General features: G+C 42.1%; 21 protein-coding genes. 10 read left to right on the forward strand and 11 right to left on the reverse strand.

Annotated features, from left to right (window positions below; genetic code table 11):
- Positions 1-3 precede the first annotated feature (3 nt).
- Complete coding sequence (locus MHO82_RS14280) at positions 4-1,152, forward strand: lytic polysaccharide monooxygenase (protein WP_239184723.1); 1,149 nt, start codon at positions 4-6, stop codon at positions 1,150-1,152.
- Positions 1,153-1,356: 204 nt separating this feature from the next.
- Positions 1,357-1,596, forward strand: coding sequence for a hypothetical protein (locus MHO82_RS14285; protein WP_239184631.1), 240 nt, complete (start codon positions 1,357-1,359; stop codon positions 1,594-1,596).
- A gap of 24 nt (positions 1,597-1,620) precedes the next feature.
- Here the strand turns inward: MHO82_RS14285 and MHO82_RS14290 are convergent, their stop codons facing one another.
- Entirely contained in the window at positions 1,621-2,385 is a 765-nt protein-coding gene (locus tag MHO82_RS14290) for a helix-turn-helix transcriptional regulator (protein ID WP_239184632.1), read from the reverse strand.
- 91 nt (positions 2,386-2,476) lie between these two features.
- Here MHO82_RS14290 and MHO82_RS14295 point away from each other — a divergent pair, with 91 nt between their 5' ends.
- A complete protein-coding gene (locus MHO82_RS14295; RefSeq protein WP_239184633.1) occupies positions 2,477-3,619 on the forward strand; it encodes an MFS transporter in 1,143 nt (380 codons plus the stop codon).
- 159 nt (positions 3,620-3,778) lie between these two features.
- Here the strand turns inward: MHO82_RS14295 and MHO82_RS14300 are convergent, their stop codons facing one another.
- From MHO82_RS14300 to MHO82_RS14310, 3 genes are all read right to left on the reverse strand, one after another.
- A complete protein-coding gene (locus MHO82_RS14300; RefSeq protein WP_239184634.1) occupies positions 3,779-5,059 on the reverse strand; it encodes a DUF1835 domain-containing protein in 1,281 nt (426 codons plus the stop codon).
- A 269-nt stretch (positions 5,060-5,328) separates the two neighbouring features.
- Positions 5,329-6,135 (reverse strand): slipin family protein, encoded by an 807-nt coding sequence (locus MHO82_RS14305; RefSeq protein ID WP_239184635.1) that lies wholly within the window; start codon positions 6,133-6,135, stop codon positions 5,329-5,331.
- A 9-nt stretch (positions 6,136-6,144) separates the two neighbouring features.
- Positions 6,145-7,512, reverse strand: a complete 1,368-nt coding sequence (locus MHO82_RS14310) for a nodulation protein NfeD (protein WP_239184636.1) — start codon at positions 7,510-7,512, stop codon at positions 6,145-6,147.
- Between the two features lie 133 nt (positions 7,513-7,645).
- Between MHO82_RS14310 and MHO82_RS14315 the strand changes: the two genes are divergently transcribed.
- The gene (locus MHO82_RS14315; protein ID WP_239184728.1) at positions 7,646-7,864 is read left to right on the forward strand and encodes a hypothetical protein; all 219 of its coding nucleotides are present in this window, start codon (positions 7,646-7,648) and stop codon (positions 7,862-7,864) included.
- A 204-nt stretch (positions 7,865-8,068) separates the two neighbouring features.
- Here the strand turns inward: MHO82_RS14315 and MHO82_RS14320 are convergent, their stop codons facing one another.
- Both MHO82_RS14320 and MHO82_RS14325 read right to left on the reverse strand, forming a co-directional pair.
- The gene (locus MHO82_RS14320) at positions 8,069-9,307 is read right to left on the reverse strand and encodes an MFS transporter (protein WP_239184637.1); all 1,239 of its coding nucleotides are present in this window, start codon (positions 9,305-9,307) and stop codon (positions 8,069-8,071) included.
- 223 nt (positions 9,308-9,530) lie between these two features.
- Positions 9,531-10,019 carry a GNAT family N-acetyltransferase gene (locus tag MHO82_RS14325; protein ID WP_239184638.1) on the reverse strand — a complete coding sequence of 163 codons (489 nt, stop codon included), beginning with the start codon at positions 10,017-10,019 and terminating at the stop codon, positions 9,531-9,533.
- 433 nt (positions 10,020-10,452) lie between these two features.
- Here MHO82_RS14325 and MHO82_RS14330 point away from each other — a divergent pair, with 433 nt between their 5' ends.
- Together MHO82_RS14330 and MHO82_RS14335 are read left to right on the forward strand one after the other, a co-directional pair.
- Positions 10,453-11,640 carry an alpha-xenorhabdolysin family binary toxin subunit A gene (locus MHO82_RS14330; protein ID WP_239184639.1) on the forward strand — a complete coding sequence of 396 codons (1,188 nt, stop codon included), beginning with the start codon at positions 10,453-10,455 and terminating at the stop codon, positions 11,638-11,640.
- 157 nt (positions 11,641-11,797) lie between these two features.
- Positions 11,798-14,179 (forward strand): hypothetical protein, encoded by a 2,382-nt coding sequence (locus MHO82_RS14335; RefSeq protein ID WP_239184640.1) that lies wholly within the window; start codon positions 11,798-11,800, stop codon positions 14,177-14,179.
- 103 nt (positions 14,180-14,282) lie between these two features.
- On the opposite strand, the gene MHO82_RS14340 is transcribed toward MHO82_RS14335, so the two are convergent.
- A complete protein-coding gene (locus MHO82_RS14340) occupies positions 14,283-14,936 on the reverse strand; it encodes an HAD family phosphatase (protein ID WP_239184641.1) in 654 nt (217 codons plus the stop codon).
- Between the two features lie 270 nt (positions 14,937-15,206).
- Between MHO82_RS14340 and MHO82_RS14345 the strand changes: the two genes are divergently transcribed.
- Complete coding sequence (locus tag MHO82_RS14345; protein ID WP_239184642.1) at positions 15,207-16,082, forward strand: endonuclease/exonuclease/phosphatase family protein; 876 nt, start codon at positions 15,207-15,209, stop codon at positions 16,080-16,082.
- Positions 16,083-16,117: 35 nt separating this feature from the next.
- Here the strand turns inward: MHO82_RS14345 and MHO82_RS14350 are convergent, their stop codons facing one another.
- Complete coding sequence (locus MHO82_RS14350) at positions 16,118-17,002, reverse strand: LysR substrate-binding domain-containing protein (protein WP_239184643.1); 885 nt, start codon at positions 17,000-17,002, stop codon at positions 16,118-16,120.
- A gap of 104 nt (positions 17,003-17,106) precedes the next feature.
- Here MHO82_RS14350 and MHO82_RS14355 point away from each other — a divergent pair, with 104 nt between their 5' ends.
- Positions 17,107-17,718 carry a LysE family translocator gene (locus MHO82_RS14355; protein WP_239184644.1) on the forward strand — a complete coding sequence of 204 codons (612 nt, stop codon included), beginning with the start codon at positions 17,107-17,109 and terminating at the stop codon, positions 17,716-17,718.
- Between the two features lie 36 nt (positions 17,719-17,754).
- Entirely contained in the window at positions 17,755-18,459 is a 705-nt protein-coding gene (locus MHO82_RS14360) for an amino acid racemase (RefSeq protein ID WP_239184645.1), read from the forward strand.
- Positions 18,460-18,517: 58 nt separating this feature from the next.
- Here the strand turns inward: MHO82_RS14360 and MHO82_RS14365 are convergent, their stop codons facing one another.
- The 3 genes from MHO82_RS14365 to MHO82_RS14375 form a co-directional block, all read right to left on the reverse strand.
- Positions 18,518-19,237, reverse strand: coding sequence for an SDR family oxidoreductase (locus MHO82_RS14365; protein ID WP_239184646.1), 720 nt, complete (start codon positions 19,235-19,237; stop codon positions 18,518-18,520).
- Between the two features lie 342 nt (positions 19,238-19,579).
- Positions 19,580-20,215, reverse strand: a complete 636-nt coding sequence (locus MHO82_RS14370) for a hypothetical protein (RefSeq protein ID WP_239184647.1) — start codon at positions 20,213-20,215, stop codon at positions 19,580-19,582.
- A 483-nt stretch (positions 20,216-20,698) separates the two neighbouring features.
- Positions 20,699-21,916 carry a hypothetical protein gene (locus tag MHO82_RS14375; RefSeq protein WP_239184648.1) on the reverse strand — a complete coding sequence of 406 codons (1,218 nt, stop codon included), beginning with the start codon at positions 21,914-21,916 and terminating at the stop codon, positions 20,699-20,701.
- Positions 21,917-22,778: 862 nt separating this feature from the next.
- Here MHO82_RS14375 and MHO82_RS14380 point away from each other — a divergent pair.
- Positions 22,779-24,413: a lytic polysaccharide monooxygenase gene (locus MHO82_RS14380; RefSeq protein WP_239184649.1), complete on the forward strand. Its 1,635-nt coding sequence runs from the start codon at positions 22,779-22,781 to the stop codon at positions 24,411-24,413.
- Positions 24,414-24,461: the final 48 nt, after the last annotated feature.

Here is a 24,461-nt window from a genome sequence, read left to right on the forward strand (position 1 = left end):
CTGATGAACGTGGTGTCTGTACCCACAGTGGATGCTCATGGTTGGGTAGAATTTCCAAATGCGAGGCAAAACATTTGTTATTTAGATGGTGGCTTTTGGGAGAACAGCATTCCCAATGCAGCTTGCCAGGCTGCATTTGATGTTTCTGGCGCTTATCCATTTGTTCAGCGAAATGAAGTGGCTGCCAATGTGGCTAATCATCAAGACATGGCGCATGTACAAGCGATTGTGATGGATGGCCGTTTATGCTCGGCAGGCTCTACGGCAAAAGAAGGGTTGGATGTTGGCTCTGCGCACTGGCAAAGAACAGGCATAAAATTAGATGCTAACAACCAAATCGATCTTGTGTTTAATGCAACGGCACCGCATAACCCATCTTATTGGCAGTTTTATCTGACTAAGCCGACCTACGATCCATTAGTGCCTCTAACTTGGAATGATTTGGAGCTAGTTGATACCGCTGGTAATGTGGCGGTTGGTGAAGATAAAAAATACCGTATAAAAGTGACATTACCTGCGGATCGAACGGGAGATGCGATTTTATATACGCGTTGGCAACGTGAAGATCCTGCTGGTGAAGGGTTTTATAACTGCAGTGACATTACCTTCAATGGCACGGGTGGTACCCCAACGGATCCGACCGATCCTACTCCGCCTGCTAACAATTTAGTGGATCTTGGCTACTTTGTGACTCCCGATTTTGGATTGGTGGAAACTGGCGATACGATTCGATTCAGGACCTTTGATGTGAATGGTAGCGAAACCACTGATATTTCATTGGCCATCACTGCAAATAATACACAAACATGGCCTGCTGAAGTGGCTGGTCAGTTCAATGATTTGAAAAAAGGTAAGTGGTTTGTCGGCATTTGGCATCAAGAGATGAATCACTATATGTTTGATAGCAAAAATGTGCATGCCAATCGTGTATTTGCTCCAACGGCGACGCCGTCTTATCAGCTTTCTTTGATTAAAGCGGTGGATCCTATTCCGCCAACAACACCGACAAACGCGTGGCGTACCGATGGTGTGTATGACACCGGAGACATTGTCGATCACAAAGGGAAAAAATGGTTGGCTCAATGGTGGACCACAGGTGAAGAGCCAGGGACAACAGGCCCGTGGGGTGTATGGAAAGAGCAAACTCAATAAATAGCGTTGAATAAATAAAATAGTGTGATACGCCGAAAGCCGATCTTTTTGATCGGCTTTACTGTATTAGCGTTTTTTATACTGTATCACTTGCATTCAAGGTGTTGTGTGCATCGAAACAAAAAGAGTGTCTGGTGCATAAACGTATCAAATACAGCGTAATTACCTTAACTTTATAGTGGTTAAAATAAAGGGGGATAAATAATGGAACAAATGGCGATTTCTAATTATTTAGGGGCATTTATTGCACTGCTCGTGTGTTACCCATTTTTACTTGTGGCATTAAATATTGCTATTTACGACGTGAAAACTCGTTCTAGGTATACCTTCTGGTTTAATATTACTTGCGTGTTATTAGCCATCATTCTACTGACACTTCATATGCAAGTTGAAGTTATCTTTGGTAAAGAATTACTTGATAAGTGGTACAGTAATCATCCTTAAGTCTCGTACTTCATTCAGTTGCTTTTATAAGTATTGCATTGGCGATTTTCCCGTTTGTTGGCGGAAAAAGTGTATAAAAGCACTGTCACTGGAAAAGTCTAATTGATAAGCAACATCATTGACTTGCAGTCCAGTGGAGAGCAATTCTATGGCTTTGAGTAAACGCCACTGCTGACGCCAATGTTGGTACGACATTCCGGTTTCTTTACTGAAAATACGACTGATGGTTTTACTGCTGGCACCAATTTGTTTTTGTAGCTGGTTCAAGGGTGGCGCAAGAGCACCCGGTGAGCTTAACTGGTGTAAAAAGGCGTTTACCCTTTTATCTGTGGGGAAGCGCAATTGCAGTGTTTCTTCTTTGGCTGCTCTTAACTCTTCAAAAAATAGTGCAGCGGTATTGGTTTGCTCTTCTTCTTTCTTATCCCAAGGCCAAAATGCCATTCTTTCAATTAATGCTTTCAGTAAATCCGTGACTTCAATTATTTTCACGCTATCAGACAGTTGATATTCCCCCGTATTGCAAAAATACACCGAGCGATAATCCACAATATTGGTCATTGTGGCACGGTGGAGCACGTTGGCAGGGATCCATGCCGCACGACTTGGTGGTAGAACACAGACTTGATTATTTAATGAAATGCGCATGCAGCCACGAGGCGCATAAAGAAGTTGGCTTTTTTGATGTTGATGAATGCCAGAATCGTGTTGGGCTACTGTGGCGGCGATACCGATAATAGGGTTTGGTAATTCATCGATATTAAAAATCGTGTTGTTATTAATGAATGCCATCTGTCTTTTTCTTGATGTTTTTTGTCTTAGTTGTGTTATTCGACCATGAAATGGCTGGGTAGACTAGTAAAAAAACAACGAGGATTGAACAATGAAGAAAGTGCCACCGGTATTTTTAATGGTGACATTAATGATGTTTCCACAAATTGCAGAAACGATTTACAGCCCAGTATTGCCCCATATTGCCGAGCAATTTAAGGTGAGTGCCCAGCATGCGAGTCAGACTTTATCTGTGTATTTTGTGGCTTTTGCATTAGGCGTGATTGGTTGGGGTATTTTAGCGGATCACATTGGCCGACGAGCAACCATGTTATGTGGGTTGTGCGTGTACGGCATGAGTGCTATTGCGGCTGTGTGGGTGACAGAGTTTACACTGCTACTTGGTCTACGGGCAACCAGTGCTTTTGGTGCTGCGGTGGGTTCAGTGGTTTGCCAAACGATATTACGAGACTGTTTTGAGGGTAAAAAACTGAGTCAGGTATTTTCGTGGATGGGAATGGGGATAGCGCTGAGCCCGGTGCTTGGTTTATTACTTGGAGGAATGTTAGCGAATAGTGGCGGAGTAAGTGCTGTATTTCTATTCTTAGGTTTGTTTGCGGTTTTGCTTATTGTTTTAACATTGAGTCAGTTACCAGAAACCATACCTCATCACCAAGCCTTATCTTCGCTTACGCGTATTGGAACAGCGATGTGTAAAGATCTCAGCATTTGGCGCTACGCAGTGTTGGTAGCAGTGTATAACATCTTGCTGTTTTCGTATTATTTACAAGCCCCATTTTTGTTTGAACAATTGGGTTACGGATCTCAAGAGTTTGGTTGCAGTGGCATCGTACTGGCTTGTGGTGTATTTATTGGCGGCCTAGTAAATACTCGATTATTACAGAGTAATCTAGAGGAAGATGGCATCTTAAATGTTGCTGGTGGAGTGGCATTATTGGGAGCATTGGGCGTATTTTTTTGCCAAAACACCTTGCTGTTTTTGCTGCCGATGATGTTGGTGGTGATAAGTTTTGGTATCGCGATCCCTAATATTTTGAGCCGAGCACTGATCAATTACAAAGGGGATGCGGGTAAGGCCAGTGCTCTGTTTGGCGGAGCATATTATACTTTGTTAGCTATTGGCCTTAGCGTTACAGGCTATGTTCAGAATTTGGGTGTGGTTTTGGTGGCGGTTAGCTGCGTGTCCGTCGTGGTGTCTGGTATCACATTAGTACGCAGACTCGCTATCTCTTAGTTACGCTGCTTATAAGTCCGCCCATTGGTATGTGTTCAAATCACCTTACCTCAAAAATCCCTTATTTCATTAGCGAAGTAAGGGATTTATATTGTTTAGATTAGAAACTACCACGGCGGTGTGGTTAAGGCTGTGGCGGTAAGTAGCCTTTACGACCAATCAGCCATAGGGTGCTAGCGTGTCCAGCTGCTTATGATCCCACTGCCAGCCGAATGAGGGTGTAATTTCAATACCTCCCACCCAATAGTTAGGTGAGTGCCATTTTAGCTTCCCTTTTATGCAGCGCACGCCTTCTTCAGTTAGGGATAATTCATGATCAAAGAAACTCTCTTTGGTGGTCAGTTGAATAAGAGCAGGCTTTGTTTGGGTAAGGGGCTTAATTAAAGCCCAGAACATTAAATCGCCAAGAAAGGGTAAAGGCTCGCGTGTTTGGTACTCGTTAAATAGGGCTTTTACTGTCAGTTTTTTCCCAGAATTATCTAGGCAGCCAAAATCCATTAGAATTTGCAGTGCAAGAGAGCGGGTTAAACTTAGACCTGTAGCCGAATGAGGCAGTTCTTGTAAATGGCGTTGTAATACAGGCTTAATATCTGGAAAGTGTCTATCAATTGAGCCAGATAACAGTGCTATTAGAGCGTTTGGTTCTGTGGCACATAAGGCATGCCAAGTTTGAAGAGCGTAGTCGCGCATCTTGGTCGTTGCAGAACGACGATGTTGCCAAACGCTTCTAAGGGCTTGTGGTGGTAACTGACCTAAACCCATATAGCGCTGATCGCCTGGAAATTGATTAACTTCGATGATCTCGGTTCGTTCCAATTGATGATCAGGCATATGAGCCAGTAAATATACCATCATGAGTTGATCGTAGTTGTCATGCTCAACCCATACAGCAATACGCTCAAATTCCGTTGATAGTAACTGTGTGTGATTGGCTTGTTCAGATTCAATCACCTGATTAACATCAGCAACAGCAGAGGGCATTTCAGATAAATAATTATCAACTACATAGCGCGCTCTTTCCGCCAACATTTTGGTTTTATCGAGAAACAGGGGGCCAACACAGTAAGGATCAATCCAAGGCAGAAATGTCCCCTTAAAACCCGCAGAAGTCAGGATCGGTTGTATATCGTGACCACAGCGTATGTGCAGTGTGTTTTTATCGGCATCGCAGGGCTCAGACGACTGAATAGCGTGTAAGTGAGTATTTTGATTCTCTATGTGCGTTTTTAAAGCAGACCAGCTACTTACCCCTTTTTCTCTGGCGATCACGAGTTGAATATCAGCCAATTTGACGGACTCTGGGGTGAGTGTCTGTTTCGGGTGGTGTAGGCTAAGTTGCGTCCACTGATGCTTATCTGAATTTTTCAGTAACTTAAGGCGGCGTTTAGCCTGGTTTTTTAGGTAAGCGAGGTTTAATGTAAAGGCATTTCGAGTTGTCATGAATTCACCATTCTTTATTTTCTGCGCTCGCAACCAGAACAGAAGGTAAACATACACATTGTGAGTTACTCAAATGAGCAACCATTTAGCTTATCTCCTAGATATTGATCTTTTCCGCGAGCTGGAGGCTTGGAGCATGCCGTTGCAGGTAAGTTATCAAAAACGGCGGGCTTGAGTAAAGCATTACTTTTGGTAAAGGGGGACTGGCGCTTAAAGTAGCATTTCATCCGGTTGAAGTAGGGAGCAGCAAGTAGCTACTCCCTTTTTATTTATTCTTTTTCTTCCCCTTCTTCCCCTTTTTGTTTCTCTTCTTGTGTTGCCTTCACCGCTCTGGCGATATCCGACACCGCTTCTACCAGGTTGATTGGCATAGGGAAGATAATGGTGGACGTCTTATCTGTTGTGATTTCTGTTAGGGTCTGCATGTAACGAAGTTGTAATGCGTTGGGGGCTTCGTTGAGCATTTGTGCTGCTTCTTTTAGCTTATTGGATGCTTCCAGCTCACCGGTTGCATGGATGATTTTCGCACGACGGTTGCGCTCTGCTTCGGCTTGGCGGGCGAGGGCGCGCACCATGCTTTCGTTGAGGTCGACGTGCTTAACTTCAACCGTTGCAATTTTAATCCCCCAGTCGTCGGTTTGTTGGTCAAGAATAGATTGAAGGTCTTTGTTGAGGCGTTCTCGCTCTGAGAGTAACTCATCAAGTTCATGTTGACCTAAAACCGAACGCAGCGTTGTCTGTGCGAGTTGACTTGTGGCATCGCTGTAGCTTTCGATGTTGTTGATCGCCATTTGTGGGTCGACAACGCGGAAGTAAACTACGGCGTTGACTCTCACCGATACGTTGTCACGTGTGATTAAATCTTGGGTCGGTATATCCAAAACAATAGTACGCAAGTCGACTCGAACCATTTGTTGAATGAAGGGAATTAAGATGATCAAACCCGGCCCTTTAACCTCTTGGAAGCGACCGAGGAAGAATACAACGCCGCGCTCGTACTCACGCAGCACCTTGAACATTTGTGTTGCCAATACAATCAACAGAACGATGATAACGGCAACAGTGTAGGATATCATAAGCGTCTCCTATTCCTTAGGGCGGCCACTGGGTTTTACGGTTAAGGTCAGACCTTTAATTTTTACCACAGTCACGTGGTCACCTTGTTTGAGTTGTTCTTCTGCTTTGGCTTGCCATAACGCACCGCCTAGTTGAACAAGACCAATTCCGTCAACGAAATCATCACTTACAACAGCGAGTTTCCCTAGATAGGTTTCTAACCCTGTTGTAGCTTTTTTGCTGCGAATCTTAAGCAACAGGCTAACCGTAATGACGATGAGTCCAACAGAGAAAATGGCGATGCCAAAGATAAGTGGTAGGGCGATTTGAAAACCCGGAATATCGCTGTCTAATAGAAAGATGGAGCCGAGAACAAACGCGACGACACCACCTAACCCGAGTATGCCGAAGCTAGGGTTAAAGGCTTCTGCAATCATCAGAGCAATGCCGAGCAGCAGCAGACCTAAGCCGATGTAGTTCACGGGCATTATTTGCAATGCATACATAGCGAGTAACAGACAAATACCACCGAGGACTCCTGGAAGCCCAACCCCAGGGTTGTAGAATTCCAATAATAATCCGTAGATGCCAATCAGCATTAGGATATACGCAACGTTTGGATTGGTGATAACAGCTAACATTTCAGCGCGCCAATCGGGGACACGTTCCACCCATGTTGGGTTTTCTAACGCGAGCTTAAACGGCTTTCCGTTGATTTTGACTTCTGTACCATGGATGGTGGTGACCAAGTCTTCGGGAGAGTTGGTGACGTAATCAATCACGTTCAAATCCAGAGCTTCTGAGGCGTCTAAGCTTGCTGCTTCACTTACGGCTTTTTCTGCCCATTCTGCGTTTCTATCATGTAGGCGTGCTAAGCCTTTGATGTAAGCTCTTGCATCGTTGATGACTTTCTTTTCCATTGCGGTTTTGGCTGGTACTTTTTCTGAGTGCTTAGCGGTTTGTTCGTTTTCGGAACCTGCACTGTCTTTGCCTTCATCAGAAGAGGGTGGCTGTGGAGCGCCGCCTAATGCGACAGGTGTCGCCGCGCCTAAGTTGGTGGCTTCAGCCATTGCAGCAACATGGCTGGCGAGAAGAATGTACGTACCCGCACTGGCAGCACGAGAGCCTGACGGCCCTACCCATGTGGCAATCGGGGCAGAAGACGTTGTAATGGCATGAATGATGTCGCGCATCGAGCTATCAAGCCCACCAGGGGTATCCATTTTTAAGATAACCAAGTCCACGCCGTTTTGTTGCGCTTGTTCGATTTCACGAGAGAGATAATCGCTGAGTGCAGGACCGATAGCCCCTTTGACAGGCACAACCCATACAGTGCTCGCTAACGCTTGGCTGGCGAACAAGAGTAGAGGAATAAGCCACAATCGTATCTGTTTCATACAGCCCTCCTTGTGTTACCCAGGGGCTTATTGAAAACACTATCTCAAGTATAGATACGAGTGGCGACACAAAAAGGATTTATACAACACGGTAGGGGTATAGTCGCGTGTACAGAACCGCAAGGGCAACACTTTGTTACGCAATCTGGGTTTTCATACGTTGTGGTTCGTAGGAAAACCAGTAAACTGCGAAGAATCAACGACACTCAGACAAGAATATAAGTTGGAAATGATGACATTAATTGCGATTCGATTGGTGAAGCTTGCCGTAATCTGTGCCGTGTTTTTTACTATCTATGATTTGGTGGCATTCGGTGAGTTGATTTGGATCAATCGTTTTTTCGGCCTGTAACCTGAAAAGCAAAAGGGGCGAGAGTGCTTAATGCTGATCAGTTGAATGAGCCTCCTAGAATGTCAAAATCCGAGTGTATTCAATGCACTCGGATTTTTTATGTTCTTTAGACAAGCACCCCATAAAATTCACCCGTTTTTGGTAAACCAGCTATCAGGACTGTCAGAACCTTTGTATCAAGACCTCATCGAGCAATGCTTGAAATTATGCCTTTACAGAAAGCGTTTTTTGCTGCTGTTGTATGGAAAGAGCCAGTAACAACATGGATGCAATAACGGAGCAGGCAATAATGGTTAGCCATGTATTTTGGTAGCCTTGTTGCTCGATATAAACACCCACTAAGATATAACTCGGCATAACCATCACATTACGAAGTGTACTTAATACACCATTGATTCGGCCTCGGTGGCTACTTGGGGAATGATTGGCAAGATAAACCCCTTCTTTGGTTAAGAGTAAAACTTCGGCAGCCGAAAGGAAAAACCAAGCCACAAATTGCATTGGTATGGAGGAGTTGATAAACACCAACCAATACCCAAAGGCAAAAAGTCCACCAGACCAAGCTAAGCTTTTTATCTCGCACTGAGTTTTGGTCATTTGCATTAAGATTGGAGTGATCAGTACCACTAAAATGCTGGCAAATGTCATGAGTTGACCAAACAATATCGCTCCTTGCTTGTCGAATAGATGGCTTAAATACAGTGGCGTTGTCATGGTCATTTGGTTAAGCGAAAACCACAGTACACCGCACAAAAGAGTAAACACAATTAATCGTGGGCGCAGAGATAAGACTTTCCAGATACTGCCATCAGTGGCTTTTTCGAGTTCTGAATGTTCTTGGTCGTGTTGAGTTTGATGAGTTGAATTGACGCCGATTAAGATGATCAATACGCCAATTAAGGCGGCTAAGCCATTTCCCCAGAAAATCCAAGCGGTGTAATTCCAAAATAGGTAGCCTGCCAATATCGGCCCTACCCCTGAGCCTAAATTGTAAGCCAGATAGCTTAAAGACATAACTGCGTCACGGTTTTTGGGCGTCGATAAATCGCCAACCAGAGCCATACTTGCAGGAACCGCGACACCAAAGAAGAAATAGCTAACAAAGAGCAGCATGGGGGTGTACAAGTGAGACTCTGGGAAAAAGCCACACACTAAAAGTAAAATCGCGCCGAGCAGCTCGCCCCATATCAACACTCTTTTATGTCCAAAACTGTCCGACAGTTTTCCACCAAGTAACCCCCCGAGTAAATAGAGAGCCGTAACGCTCATGGCTAGCCCGCCCGCAACACTCGGAGAATAATCAAGCTTTTGTGTAAAGAGCAGAACTAGAAAAGGGATAATGAAATTGCCTAAGCCAAGAATAAATCGGGCCAGTGCAATCACATAAATATCTTTTGGTAGCCCTTGATATAATCTAATGGCATTACGTATCCGTTCGAGCATGAAGCCTCCTTGTTGAGGAGTGATATTAAGTGAATAAAATGTTCGAATTATATACACATAGGTTGGTATTACGTGAAGGTTTTTTACTCACCAGCTTCTAGGTGATAGTGTTTTTTATTCAATGATTGATCCAACAACATGGACTTAGCGACTACCCAAAGTATCACATCATTACTGTCGTGGAGGCAGCTTCGGCAATACTAAACAAGTGTCTGATATCGTATCAGTTTGTAGGTTTTTTGTTATGGGTCATGTGTTTTTCCATCATGAAGTTAGTGAGTGTTTGCCCTCTTACTTGCACCTTTTGTTCTGAAATAACGGTAAAGCCAAAGCGCTCATAAAAAGGCTTAGCGGTAATACTGACCTCTGAATAGTAACGTGTTATTCCGCTTTTCTGACCTTCAGATAAAAGATGCTGCATTAGTTGTGTTCCAATGCCGAGCCCTTGATATTGGTGATGGCAAAAGAAATGATCGATGAGGCCATCGGACTGTAAATCGGCATAACCAACCAGTACGCCATTAAGCTCCGCAATAAAAGGGTTCAGTCTTTTCATACGCTGGGCCCACTCTTGCTTATCGAATGAATCAGGTGCCCAAGCTTGAACTTGTTCTAAGGTGTAATGGCGAGTATTCACCTTTCTAATTGTGTTATAAAAAAGATCCCATGTGGCTTGGGCGTCGCTATTTTTATATTGTCTTATTTTAATCATAAAGACCTCTTTTTAGTGGTGTTATTATTGTATTAAACAAAACAGCAGCTGATATTTTAATTCATAATCAAGTATTGAGACAATTATAAATATTAAAAGACCTTAATGATTTAATTGTCATTAGAACTATCCCGATACATTTAAATAATAAATTTATCAATATTAGCTGCATTGTTGGGATATAGATCTCACTTTGTATTGGTATTGATGATAATTTAATTTTATAAATTTATAAAATTGAGATCTATCGCTAAATTTTAAATATATTACTAATGTAGAGTGGCGAAAATAACAGCAGATAATTTGGAGGAAATAAAACCATAAACTTCTAATTAAGTAATTACTAAATATAAATAAAAATATTCTTATTTCATTTGGTAAGGATTAGCTTCCTGCTGCGAAAAATAAAAAACAATTAAAATAAGGTTATAAAATGAAAAAGTTAAAAAGTGCGCTAGTTATTTCTACACTTTGTATGAGTTTATTTGGTCACTATAATGCTGTCGCACAAGATATAGAAATACCACCATCAAGCTACGATACAATCATCGGTGAAAATAGCACTTTTATTGATATTCACTCTGACCGATTTGTATTAAACCAAGAAGAATGGTTTGAAATACAAGCTTATGTAGAAGCAGCATTAAGCTTGCCAACCACAGAAGCTAAAATGAAATCAGCGTTAAGCATTCCAGATGAAGTACCATTTACTAATTTTCAAGCGTTAGTGGATGAATATAAAAATGTTTATGGCACTGCATATACGTGGAAAAATGACATTTATCCTAATATTGTTGATTTGTCGTTAGGGCTTTCAAATTATGCTGGTGTTCATTCCGCACTATTTACTCCTCTTTTTGAGGCACTAATCAATATGCGTGATAACAGTGACTGGGCAACCGTTGAAGCGAACCGACAAGTAGCCATTCAGTTACTAAAAAGCATGAAACAGTTAGCTACGATGAACCAACACCAAGTAGAAGAAGCGAAACAAAAGCTACTGACTTTCTCTGCTGATCTTGATTCTCAAAAAGCCCAGCTAGGTGAACTAGAGAATTCTCATAGTGAATACCTCGTGGATGATGGCAGTAAGATGAAACAAGAGATAGCTTCATTAAGCTCAAGAATATCAACACTTAATGATGATTATGACCACTATGTTACAGTGGCTGCAACGGCAGTGACTTACGTTTGGTTCCCAATGGTGGCGATTCCAGTGATGGGTGTATATGGTGATAAAGCTGAGAAGGCGCGTATGGAGCGTAACCGTTTACAGTCTGAATTAACTGAATTAGAAGCACGATTTTCTCATAAAGAAAAAGTCTATGCATCGTATCTTCGTTCAACCACCAGCATTAATACTATTTCCGAGGACATTGAGAAAGTTATTCCTCATGTTAATAAACTAAAATCACACTGGCAGGGAATTAATAGCGATTTTGATACAGTATTATCATTAATTGAAATCTCCGAAGGCCCAAGTGGGATTAATAATGCCTTAGCCTTTGTGGCAAGTATTACTACCAATGCAAACTTAGGACAAGTTCAAGATAAGTGGCGTGATATTGCAGTTAAAGCACAGCAATTTGCTCAAAATGCTTATATTGTTCCAATTAAATAATATCTAAAAACGAATTTATTAATTCAATGTAGTTAATTAGGCTGTGCTCCTTCATGACATCTCTGTCATGAAACAGCCTATATTGAATGTGAACACTCTTTCATAAATAAAATTAAAATATATTTAGAGTTATAACTCTATATCTATAGGGGTTTATATGCGCTATTCCGCCTTATTTATATTAATGGCTGCCGCTGGCAGTACATATGCAAGTGATTGGACAGAGGTTAATAATCTACAAGACATCAATAATACACCGAGTTGGCTATCATCAGCGTATGAATATTCTGATTCAGCTTCTGTTATAAAATCAGATTTATATATTAATTTATCCGATTGGGTAGAAGAACAAAATCTCCATCAAGTGAAACCGGCTTCCCTTGTTATTGTCGCCGACACATTAGATATTTCAGACACTTTTAGCCTGTCGGTAAAAAATCAATCCATTGTTATTTTTGCACGAAAGATTGTGGGTAATGGGCGAGCAATCTTTACACTAGGTAATGAAAGCAGTGCGAGCTCGGTGACTGTTATTAGTGAACGCATGGAATCGCCTATCGATATTATTTCAACATTAGATGATGGTAGTGTTGAAATACAAAGTATTTTAAATACCAAAGAGCAGATTTCCAGCTCCGTGCTGCTGGCAGGTAATTTCTATCGTGCCACACAAGAGCAAGATGAACTCACGGGGTATTTGCAAATTGGTACTGAAGCTTATCGCGATGTCTTTAATAAATCGTTTGATATGGCAACGCAGGTGTTCTCACAGTCGCCAGAGACCAGCTTAGCCTTGCTAGACTGGATCGAAACCATCATGAGAAAGTCTTCCAATATCGTGAAAGCGGATCCTTTACTGTCGGATTTGTACCTGCAGGCACTCGCCTTTAAGCAATTTGTTTACTTTAGTGGTAAAGACAGCAACTATGTGCCGTATCTTGATCACCAGTTGTATAAAGACAAATATGAAGCATACATCGATGCCATGGTGACGTTCCAAGATCAGTATGACATTGTTACCAATCAATCCAACTCAGAAGATGACAAACTACAGTCCGCAACCCTAGCCGCGGCACAAATCAGCGATGTGATTAACGCTGAAAAAGCCATTATTGATCGTACTCAAACCAATATTGATAAAATCAATGACCGTTTGCTTGCAGTGAAAGCGCAGTACGATGAGCAAGACAGAAAAGTATTGGCAGCCAAAACACAATATTTGATTGGGGTAGATAAGTGGAAGCGCAAGCAAGAGCTAAATGCTGCGCTGAGTATTTTCAAAGCGATTGCCGAGTTAGGCAGTGCCGTTAGCGGAATATTTACCGGGAACTTGAGTGGTATTAATGATGTGACAGAGCAGCTAACCACAGAAGTGCCTGATGCGATCACGAAAGCGAAAAACTTAGTCACCAACATAAAATCTCTCACATCTGTGATTGATAGCATTACCAAAACTGTTGGTGGCATCGCATCGCTGACAAATGAAGTGAAAGGCAAAATTGTCCAAGATAAAATTGCTAATGCGGTAGATGGCTTTAACTTTACGGTGCCTTCCATTGATGAAAGTAACACCGCGTGGGATGCCATGCTGATTGAGCTAAGAAGTAATCTGCGTTACGCCGATAGCTTAGGTATTGTGGGCGCGCGTGCGTTTCTTGTGGAGCTCGAAAAGCAAGTGCTGTTTGGTAAAGCGGTAAATGCCACTCAACTCAGATTGGTCACCGAACAATCTAAACTCATCGACATGGTAGTGACAGCAGAAGTTAGTAAAAATCAGCAAGCACGACTGGATGAAATGATCAGCCAAATCCACAGTAAACAAGCTTCAATCGCGCAGGTTGAGCGAGAGTTAAGTCGTGCACTGAATCATTTCAAACGTCCTATTTATGTCGCGTTATCGAGTTATAGTCATGCGTTTAAATATTGGGCTCTGAAAGACAGCGAGGTGACACCGTCACTTGAGAAAAGCTACTTAGATTATAAGTTAGATCTTGCAACCATTGAAGATGAATATTTACGTGCGTTGGAGTCATTCCAACCAACACCTCATGACTTCACGATTGATAATATCATTATTGATGATCCCGAGACGATCGCCGAGTTTGCTGACTCTGGTGTGGTGAATTTTTCCATTGCTTCGGATGAAAGTAAATTCTGCCGTTTTGATCGAGTTCGAATTAATACCATTCGAGTCATGTTGGAAGGGGAAAACTTACCCTATGGCGATGATTATTACCTGAGCATTACTAATACGGGTAACTACCTTGATCGTTACCAAGGGGAGGAATATGAGTTCAGTGCATTACCTTTATCTCGTGCTTTTTACTACCGGTTAGATGATGCTCAAAACAATCAAGTCAGCATCATTACCGATGGTGCGGTCGCAAAACAACTGTCGTTTGTGTACTTTGAGCCAACGCCATTTACAACCTGGAGCGCAAGACTGCAAAACCATGAATATTATTCATTAAACAGTGTGGAAAGAATTCGCGTTACCTTTAAAGGCATCGGCATTCCAAATGGAAAACCATGTCGATAATGATCGTGAGTCAGTAATCGCTGGTTAGCAGTATAAAAAAGATCAAATGCGCCTGTTGTTTGCTCTAAGAGCGCAGCAGGCGCATTTTTTTGAGTGATAAAGCTTAAGCCGTTTTTAAGGAAACCAAAACATCGGCTAAAGAGGGGCTAACCGTATGACCTAACGCTAAGATCTCTTGGGTTGGCTCTACTAAATCTGGAATTTGGAAAGTCTGCATGTTGGCGTTAACCGCTGACAATACGCCGTTATTAGAATCTTCAAAGGCCAAACACAGCGTTGGTTCTACCTTTAATCGTTGGGCAGCAAGTAGGTAAATTTCAGGGTCGGGTTTCCCTCTTTTTACTTCACAGCCCGTGGTGATCATATCAAAATATGTGTCTAATTTTGCTAATTGGAGTTTTATCCTAGCTACGTCTTTTTGGGTCGATGTTGCTACGGCCAGTGGTATCTGGTTGGCCTTGAGCCAAGTTAATAGCTCAACCACGCCCTCTTTAACTGGAATGGCTTGGTGCTTTACAACTGCGTTATAACGGTAACGCCATGCTTCATTTAGAGCTGGATAGTCTAAATCATCACCGTATCCGGCACGGATCACCTGCTCAATACCTTGTGCATTTCGGCCAATAATATCGAGATAAACGTGCTCTAAAAAAGGGACAGATAACGATTCACACGCTTCTTGAAAGATGTTTTTACACACTCGCTCAGTATCGAGAAGCAGTCCGTCCATATCGAAAATAGCGGCTTGGTAATTCACAAAAGAGTCCTAAAGTAATGGTGCCAACGGGCTAAAACAGATATTAATAACTTGCATTCTAACGCACATCTTAGGCTGACAACATCAAAAAGGTGAGGAGGAACTGTACCGAGGTGAAAGCACCGTATGTGATCATTTTGATAAAACGTGAAGGTAGTTGATACAAGAAATGATGGGGTAGGTGATGTCAGAGGAAATACTGCTTAAAACACTGAAATTAAGCGCGATCTGAGCTATTCTTTCCGCTCTTATTATCATGTTTGGAACACCATGTCTTTTTTAAAATATTTAGCTGCTTGTGGGCTATTAGTGAGTGTGAACCTGTCGGCACAACATTTGCGCATTGCAACGTGGAATATGGAGCATTTAGCAGAAAAAAACGGCGCTGGATGTAAACCACGAAGTACACAAGATTATAAAGAACTGGCTGATTTTGCTAAAAGCACGGAAGTGGATGTGTTTGCAGTTCAAGAAGTGGAAAACGAAGCGGCCTTAGCTAGGGTTTTCCCTAAAAATGAATATGATCTGATTGTGTCTGACAGAGCGGTAAATACTTACAGTTGTCGTGGCAAAGGGCAGAAATCTACCCCGCAGCGTGTGGGATTTGCGATTAAAAAATCGGTGAATTATCACTACGATGAAGCGATGAACTTGCCGGAGCTGGCATTAAAAGGGGAGAGCCTGCGTTATGGCATGGCCATTCAGCTGCCAGACCTTAATACCAGCTTATTGTCTGTGCATTTAAAATCGGGCTGTTTCTCTAATCCACTAACCAGTGGTAAACGTGGCTGTGATCAGCTCGCGCAACAGTTACCTTTAGTTAGAGATTGGATCCAAGATCAGTCGAAGACAAACGAGGTTATGGTAGTGGGAGATTTTAATCGTCGATTAGCAAACCCAGATGATTTTACTCTTGATTATTTAAGTACTGCTCAACCACTTTATAATGCCTCGCAGGATTTGCTAGGTTGCCACCCTAAATATTCTGCTCCCATCGATCATTTGCTGCTATCGCATAACTTAGTGGATCAGCTTGAATACCCAACGGCCAAAAACCACACTTACAGCGGCTCGGCCATGGTCTCAGAACCTGCCAGCGCCATGCTTGCCGACCATTGCCCCGTGTCGGTGTCGTTTAAGTTTTAGTGGTTGTGAAGCGCTACGTGCCCAGTAACGATTGGTTACTGGGCCTTTCCATCATCGGGTATGCATGAACACAATTCATCTATTAGCCAAGTGGTAAAAGACTTTTCTAATTCATTGTGCTGTTGATTTTTTTGGCTTAACAACAAATAGCGGTGGCCTGATGAAACAAAACCAAAAGGGGCGATTAAATTACCGCGTTTAAGATCATCCATGATCAGTGGATAAGAGCCCATTGCGATACCCAGCCCATCGACAGCAGCCTGAAAACAAAAGTAAAAGTGAGCAAAATCTTGAGACTGGCAGTGTGAAAAAGCGGCTTTATTCGTGCGTGTTATCCAATCACGCCATGCTTTCGGTCTTGTTTGGCTATGCAGTAGCTTGGCCATGGTGAGATCTTTTTGAATATGTTGCCAATAATCTGGTGAGCAAACGGGTCCTACCCATTCTTCCACGAGAGTGGTGTGCTCGTACTCCTCAATTAATTCAAAATCATCGCGGCGGATAGCCAAAGAAAGCCCTGTACTGCCAAGTATTACGGGGCCACCCGCGGTAGAGAGCCTCACATCGGCATTTGGGTAGCATTGATAAAAATGGGAGAGCCGTGGCATCAGCCAGCGCATGGTTAGGGTCGGCTCACAAGAGACTTCCAAATATTGCTGGTGGTGTTGTGAGATTTCTTTTACTCCGGTGCTTAAGGCATCAAAAGCTTGGGTGGTATATTTTTTGAGTATTTCCCCTTCATTCGTTAAATATAAGTGTCGGCCTTGGCGATAAAACAAAGACTTTGATAGGTGGCTTTCAAGTAGCTTGATTTGTTTGCTCACAGCACCATGAGTAATGCATAACTTTTTGGCCGCTTCGGTTAGGCTGTCAGAAGTGGCGGCAATGTGAAAAACATGGAAGGCGTTTAAATGTCTCATTTGTGATTTTTTCTCACATATTGACTGAAATTGTTTCGATTATAATCATCAGAAAAGCGCCTTACAATCGCACTCTATTAACGTATTTGTAAATTGGAGTTGTGATGGAAGTCATGTCTTTAGCCTTAGTTGGTTTGCTGATTGTAATGAGCCCTGGGGCTGATTTTGTGTTGATTTTAAAAAATAGTATTAACGATGGACGTAACGCTGGTTTGTGGACAGCAGCTGGGATCAGCTTGGCCATTGGCGTTCATGTGAGTTATTCCATGCTGGGGATCAGTTACTTAATTTCACAGAATGAAGCGCTGTTCTCTCTAGTACGTTATTTAGGCGCAGGGTATTTGATCTACATCGGTTTAAAAGGGGTATTAACGGCCAATAACACGTTAGAAACCGTGGAGGAGGAAGCTGAGACGATAAGGCCAGTGCAATATGTAATGCAAGGCTTTTTGTGTAATTTGCTTAACCCGAAAACAATGCTATTTTTCTTAAGTTTATTTAGCCAATTAATCGGCCCTGAACAAGGAAGTGGCGCGTTTGCTCTGTGGTATGGCTTATACATTGCGGTACTTCATGGGCTGTGGTTTGGTGCTGTAGCAATGGCATTTACATCGTCTTTGTTCAAAGCGTATTTGCTAAAAATGAAGAAGAGGTTGAATCAAGCCTGTGGAATCGGGTTAATCGGTTTTGGCTCATACTTAGCGATTAAATCCTAGGTGGAAGGGTATTAACAGACATAAAAGGAAAACTGAATGGATTCAGAAAAGCGTGTAAAGCACATAGGTATTGTGGGGTGCTCAGCAGAAGGGGCTGCGTTGTGCTATCGCATTATTTGTGCTGAAAGTAGTGCGTATTTAGGTCAGCATATTCACCCTGAAGTGTCGATGCATACCCACTCTCTGGCTGACTATGTTGATTGTTTAAACCGTCAGGATCTGAATGGAGTGGGGGAGATCATGTTATCTTCCGCGAGGAAATTACAGCGAGCAGGGGCCGAGTTTTTGATTTGCCCGGATAACACCATTCATCAAGCCTTTTCCGTGGTAGAAAAAGAGACGCCGCTGCCGTGGTTGCACATTGCAGACGCAGTAGTGATGGAAGCCAAAGAAAAGGGGTATCAGACTTTGGGGATCCTAGGAACTCATTGGCTAGTGGACAGCAATGTGTACCCCAATAAGATTGCGCAAAGTAACATGGACTGGCAAACGCCAAAGGAAAGAGATAAGCAAGAAATCAGTCGGATCATTATGGAGGAGTTGGTGTATGGCGTGTTTAAATCTGAATCCATTTGTTATTTTCAAACTGTGATCAATAGTTTGAAAGAGCAAGGTTGTGACGCGGTGATTTTGGGTTGCACAGAAATCCCATTGATCATTAATGATGAAAATTCAGCTCTGCCGACACTTAACTCCACTCGCTTGCTGGCCTTAGCGGCAGTGAAACGAGCGATAAAATAAAAAACAGCGTGACCTTGAAGGTACACGCTGTTTTTATTAGATGATATGTAACCTGTGATTATGGTTGCTGACGAGTCGCGGCAACTACAATCTCACGGATGCACACACCTTGTGGCTGTTGGTAGGCAAACTCAACAGTGCGTGCAATGTCATCAGCTACCAGTACGCCGCCCATGCTGTCTTTCCAATCTTCATAGCCATTTTTAATCTCGTCTGATGTGGTGTGAGACAAGAGTTCCGTTTCAACAGCACCCGGTGCAATCGTTGTAACACGCACATTAGAATCGGCCACTTCTTCACGTACGTTTTCTGAAATTGCGTGAACAGCGAATTTAGTGCCACAGTAAGCCGCGTGATTACCGAATGTTTTACGACCTGCTACCGAGCTGATATTGATGATAGTACCTGATTGGCGCGCCTTCATAGGAGCCAACACTGCTTGCATACCATTCATTAAGCCGATGACGTTCACATCAAACATACGTTGCCATTCATTGGCATCTTGAGTGTCCATTTGGCCTAACAACATAACACCGGCATTGTTGACTAAACCGTCTACAGGGCCAAATTGTGCTTCAGCTTTTGCGATTGCTGCTTCAAAGGTGGCCTTGTCGTTCACATCTACTTTTTCACATAGTGTGTTTGGTAAATTTAATGCTTCTAAACGTTCCACGCGACGTGCAAGGAGCAATAAAGGGTGGCCAGCATTACTTAAACGACGTGCGATTGCTTCACCAATACCAGAGCTTGCACCAGTGATCACGATTAATTTTTCCATTGTTTGTCTCCTGAATAATTAAGTGGCAACGCTGTGTCGTTGCGATGGGGCTATATTACGAATAACAGAGTTGTTGATATATAGCCTTTAAATCAAAAGACTGTTGCAGTACTGCACCAATGCCTGGGCGTAAATGGAGCAAGAAAGAGAGAATAATGTGCAAGTACATAAGGGAGACAGTTAAAGTATGGATAGAACGTGATGCTGATGGAGGTAATAGGAGAGAACGAGAAGTGAAGACTAATTGTTATAGATGGTAAAAAAGGTAATAAAAAGAGGCGAACGTTAATACGGAGCTAACAGAGTAGCTCCGACCTAATCACATTGATGGATGCAGCCTAGTTAAGCTGGGTAGTGGTGTTGTCTTTTTTTCTTTTTAGGTTTGGCAACAAAAGGGTTTTCTTGATCCAGTGTTTCACCATAGAGTGAAATGGAAATGTCTTGCCATAGGTATTTGTCAAATGGCGCGCCTTCATGGATAGAAGGTTCTAATAATTCTGCTTCTAGTTTCGCGTTGCGAATAAATTGCGCTTTACGTTTTTTGTTGTAGATTGTGGCTATTCGGTTGTAGCAAGAGACCCATTGGTTACGAAATTTAACGGAGTATTCCAGTGCGTCTTGTTCAGAATCAAACGTACTGATGAATACTTTCTTATAAGTGAGTGCTCGGTTTTCGAGTTTTCGGATAGCAAATTGAAAGTATTCGCTGTTAATGCGTCTTGAATCTTTCAGTCTCGAAATCCCTTCCACTTTTCCGCCATCAGCATGTAATTCAGAAGGCTTACACAGGGTGATCATGTAATGACGGTGGACATAATCTAAGCTTTTGTACAGTTTATTACGGCAAAGCAGCGCTTCGTGCAGCGCGATATCAGAGTGACCGTAAAAGTGAGGTTGGTACTCTTTACGGTTTTTTTTAAGCTTGAGCTGAAATCCTGTTTTATTTTTTGATACGTTCGAAAAATTTAAGTAAGCCATCACATTCTCTCCATTTAGATGACCGTGAGTGAGTCGTTAAGATAAAGCATCATTGATTATGTATTGTTCGATATTATACCGATATAAGGTGCAAATAGTGTAGTTATCCGCACTTGGTATTGTTGTTATTGATATTAAACACAAAAAGGTATTTTTATTCAAACAAAATGATAGCCCATTTTTTAAGGGTTAACTAGAACCACATCAAAACAGTGTTAATCTTCTTATTTATCATTCGCTTATATTTATCATGAGAAGAGTAAAAAAATATTATCATTTTGACCGGTGTTCAATTGCGTTTGGTTGATTATTGCTTATGAGATAAATATCTAAGCCGTAATATTGATTAAATACTCTATTTTTATCTGGTGATTTGATAGTAGGTTGATACCAAGCTTGGTGTTGTCAAACTTGGTATCGGTGATGAACGGATGGCCTCTATACTGACCGATCAAATCAGAGGGGTATGGAAACCTTTGTTGTTTACACTGTTGTGACTTTAAGTGGGGCGACTGCCGTTACCGCAATTTCTTCGCCGTGTAAAATGCCTTTACCCGTTTTTAACTCCGCTAACCTCGCGGATACCATGCCATCTTTACTGGTAAAGTCGACACCGTAGCCATCGGTATACTCTTGTACGTACGACGTAGATAAATCCTTGAGCTTTTCAATATAGACGATCCCTTTGCTAAAGGAGTCTTGAGAGGTGATGGTGCCGTTAGCATTAAGTAGTTGCAAAAATTTATTTGGGTGAGCCACAAACCCTGAACCCATTACTAGCGCGGCAATGACTGGCGTTGTGATCACGGAGTTTTGAAACCATTCAGAAAAACGTTTGTGATCATGCACAAGGCTTGTGCTGGACGCTCTGTTATTCCACTCTTTTTTAGCACGAGTTAAGACAGAATCCACCAAGCAGGTTTGGATCATCCAATCGACCGCTTTGATAACGCGATCAAACATACCTGATAATGCACTGACTAAGGTTCCTATCCCAGCAAATGCATCACCAGCGGCTTCTAAGCCTGTTTTTGTGATCCCTACTGCGGCGGTTTTTAAACCTCCTGCTACGCCTGCAAGTGAATGTCTCGCCAGTGCATTAGCAATAATGGAAGGGTGGCCACCGAGCAAATTAACCCCTCTGCTCGCGTACATTTGAGTGACAAAGTCTTTTGACTTGAAAATCGCTTGTTTTACGCCTGAATAAATATCGGCGGCATTTTGTACATAGCCCCAACCTGGAATGCAGTTTGAAATGTTGCCTGCAAACTCTGCCGCCATCCAAGTACCGTATTCGACAACCCATTCAGCAGCCCATAAGGTCTCGCCATACACACTTTTGATTTTGTGCAATAAACCTTGGAAGAATTCGGAAATCATGGCTTTGATTTTTTGAATTACAGCGCTGGCTGCTTCACCCACCACGCTAACAGCGCTAACAACCTTTCTGCCTGCATTGGTTTTTTGTAATAAAGACATGGAAATGTTTTTCATGTCAGCCAGTGGCTCTGTGCCCACAAGAAAGTTACCAGCGAGATCGGTGGAGAAAGATGGGATTTTGCTGATGTCAGTTTTAGCAAGCATGTAGGTTGCCCCCATTCTTGCATCAGCCATGTCTTGTCGCTGCACACCAATTGCAGTGTCTTTTGTGCTTCCAAAAACGGTGTCTTTTACTCGGCGCTTGAATATTTTAAATTGCATAAGATTTCTCCAGGTGACATACAAACAAAAGTTTTGTATCGACTTACCGTAAGGTGAACCAATATGAGTATAGGGCTTTATAAATATCAACCCAATCTATTTATATTATTATAAGTTATAAATACTAATGTAATATCAGCAGAGATAGCAAGCAGATAACCTAGATTAAATCGGTACTTTAGTTCTAGAAATTAAATTATTGATGAATATTTTGTATGCTTTTCTCTTTTTGATGCCATAAGTTGTATATGTTTGATTGGGTTTAGGGCTTTAGACTGAGAAGATAAGATGAAGCTTTAAAGCATAATAGTTGATAATTTTATTGTCTGGCATGTTATTAAATTAGCTTATATTTACAGTTAATGCGTTGCATTGATTTGTTTGCATTGATTATGGGTGTGGCAAGTAGCTTTGCGGTGAGTGAAGGGAAGAGGCGATCTAAAGTTGAGTCTGTGCTGATGTGTTTTACTATACGCCAGGTGAGTTAGGTTAAAATGAGATTCATTATTACTCATTAAACATATATTAAGGGAACTTAATTTATATAATTACTCGAATAAAACCATTATCTACACTTATTGTTTTGTGGTTTTTTATTTTTACAGTGGATTGGAGTTTAAAGTTATTTATATATAGTGTGATGTTATCCCAGAATTGATATATATGAAATTGAACTTATTTTTCTTCGTACAATAATTAACACTCAGTTAAAGATATTTATTTAACTGAGTGTTGGTTTTTATAATTATTAATTGAAATTTTAAACTAATACATAAGCTTACTGGTGAACAAGAAGCAGTGTTAATTATTCACCTACTTATAATACATCTCTTTTATGATAATAAAAATTGAGGTTGATGAAATGAGTTCGTTTAAAAAGTCACCCTATATCCCATTATTATTTTCGCTGTCTGCTGCGGTTGGGGCATTGGGTTCTACAATGGTACAAGCACATGGCTATATGGAATTTCCGCTGGATCATGCTAATGCGTGTGATAAAGGGCTAACGACAGGCGCAGGCTTATGTTCTGAAGTAGCTTCGTCGAATAAAAATGGAATTAATCAAGGTTCTGCGGGTAATAATCACCAAGCTGTGGTTTTCGATCATCAGTTGTGTTCTGCTTCCATGGGAGGCGATTACAGCGTATTGGATGTACCTAGTGCCCTTCGCCACACCACTACCATTACACCTGATAATAACGGTGAAGTGGAGTTCACTTATTACGTCACCGCACCACATAAAACGTGGTACATGGATGTATTTGTGACCAAAGATGGTTTTGATCCTGATACTCAAACGCCTACGTGGGATGATCTAGAGCGTATTGATACCATTGATTATCAGGGGCAGTTATTGGGGCAAGGGCCACAAACATACAAAGTGAAAATTCCGTCTGATGTGACGGGTAAGCGCCTTATGTACAACATTTGGCAGCGTGCAAATCAGGGCCAGCCTAACCATGAGGTGCTAGGTCCACCTCCTGCAAATGTGTGGGACAGCAATGAAGCATTTTACAGCTGTATGAATGTGTATGTGGACGGAGATGGTATTGATCCAGGGCCAGATAGTCAGTGGGTTCATGAAGAGAAATTTGCGGACAACAAAGGTGATCTAAACGTTGGTGATACCGTGAGAGCTCGTATCATGATGGAAGGTACAGAAAAATACACACCGACGGTTGAAATCGATAATCACAATACTTCTGCTTCAGTGTGGAAGTTGGATTTGGCGCGTGAAATCAATAATAACTCAATCGCTTCTGGGTACATGAAAGTCGGTGTAAAAAACAGCGATGATGAAGTGATCCTTTCTGGTAATGCTGAACATAATTATCTTTACTTTAAAGAAGAGGGGCTTAGTCACTTAGTTGAGGTGATCAGCCCAGATCAAGAAGATTTCCAGTTCTCATGGCATAGCTTACAAGACGAGTACATCATGACGGGCGATCAATTTGTATTGCCTATTAATTTACAAATTGATGAAGGTGATGATGGTCAGTACACCTATGAAGCCCTTTTGACTGAGATCACGCAAACGTCGGGTACGCCACAAATGGTGACGGGGAGTGTGGGTGAGCAACCAGCTAAGTCCTTTACTATTACACAGGATGCACATTATAGTGTGAGAGTAATCGTAACCGATGAGTATGATAATCGTGAAGAAGAGATCTATACATTTACGGTAACGAAACAGGATGTTCCTGAGCCAGGTGAAACCCAAGTTACTTGGATAAACCATCATTCACAGCCATTTATTGCCGCGCTGCAATCTGGTTTATGGGGCGATTGGAGTCAACCTGGATCACAGCTAACAGTACAACCTGATGGTGATATTTTTAATATCCCTGGCTGGGAAGTTGAAGTGGGAGAAAACACCGTCTTTGGTGCTGCCATTAACAACGGGGTTACTTATGTGAACTGTGGCACTTTACCACTTTCTGGCAAGATTGAGGTGATTGTGGCATCGGATGGTACATGTAGTGTAACCACGAAGTAATACAAGAAATAACGCAGTAGCAGTGCAAATTTCGGTTTGCGCTGCTTT

Origin of the sequence: Vibrio sp. Of7-15 (genome assembly GCF_022347565.1) — a bacterium.
Classification (GTDB): domain Bacteria; phylum Pseudomonadota; class Gammaproteobacteria; order Enterobacterales; family Vibrionaceae; genus NORP241.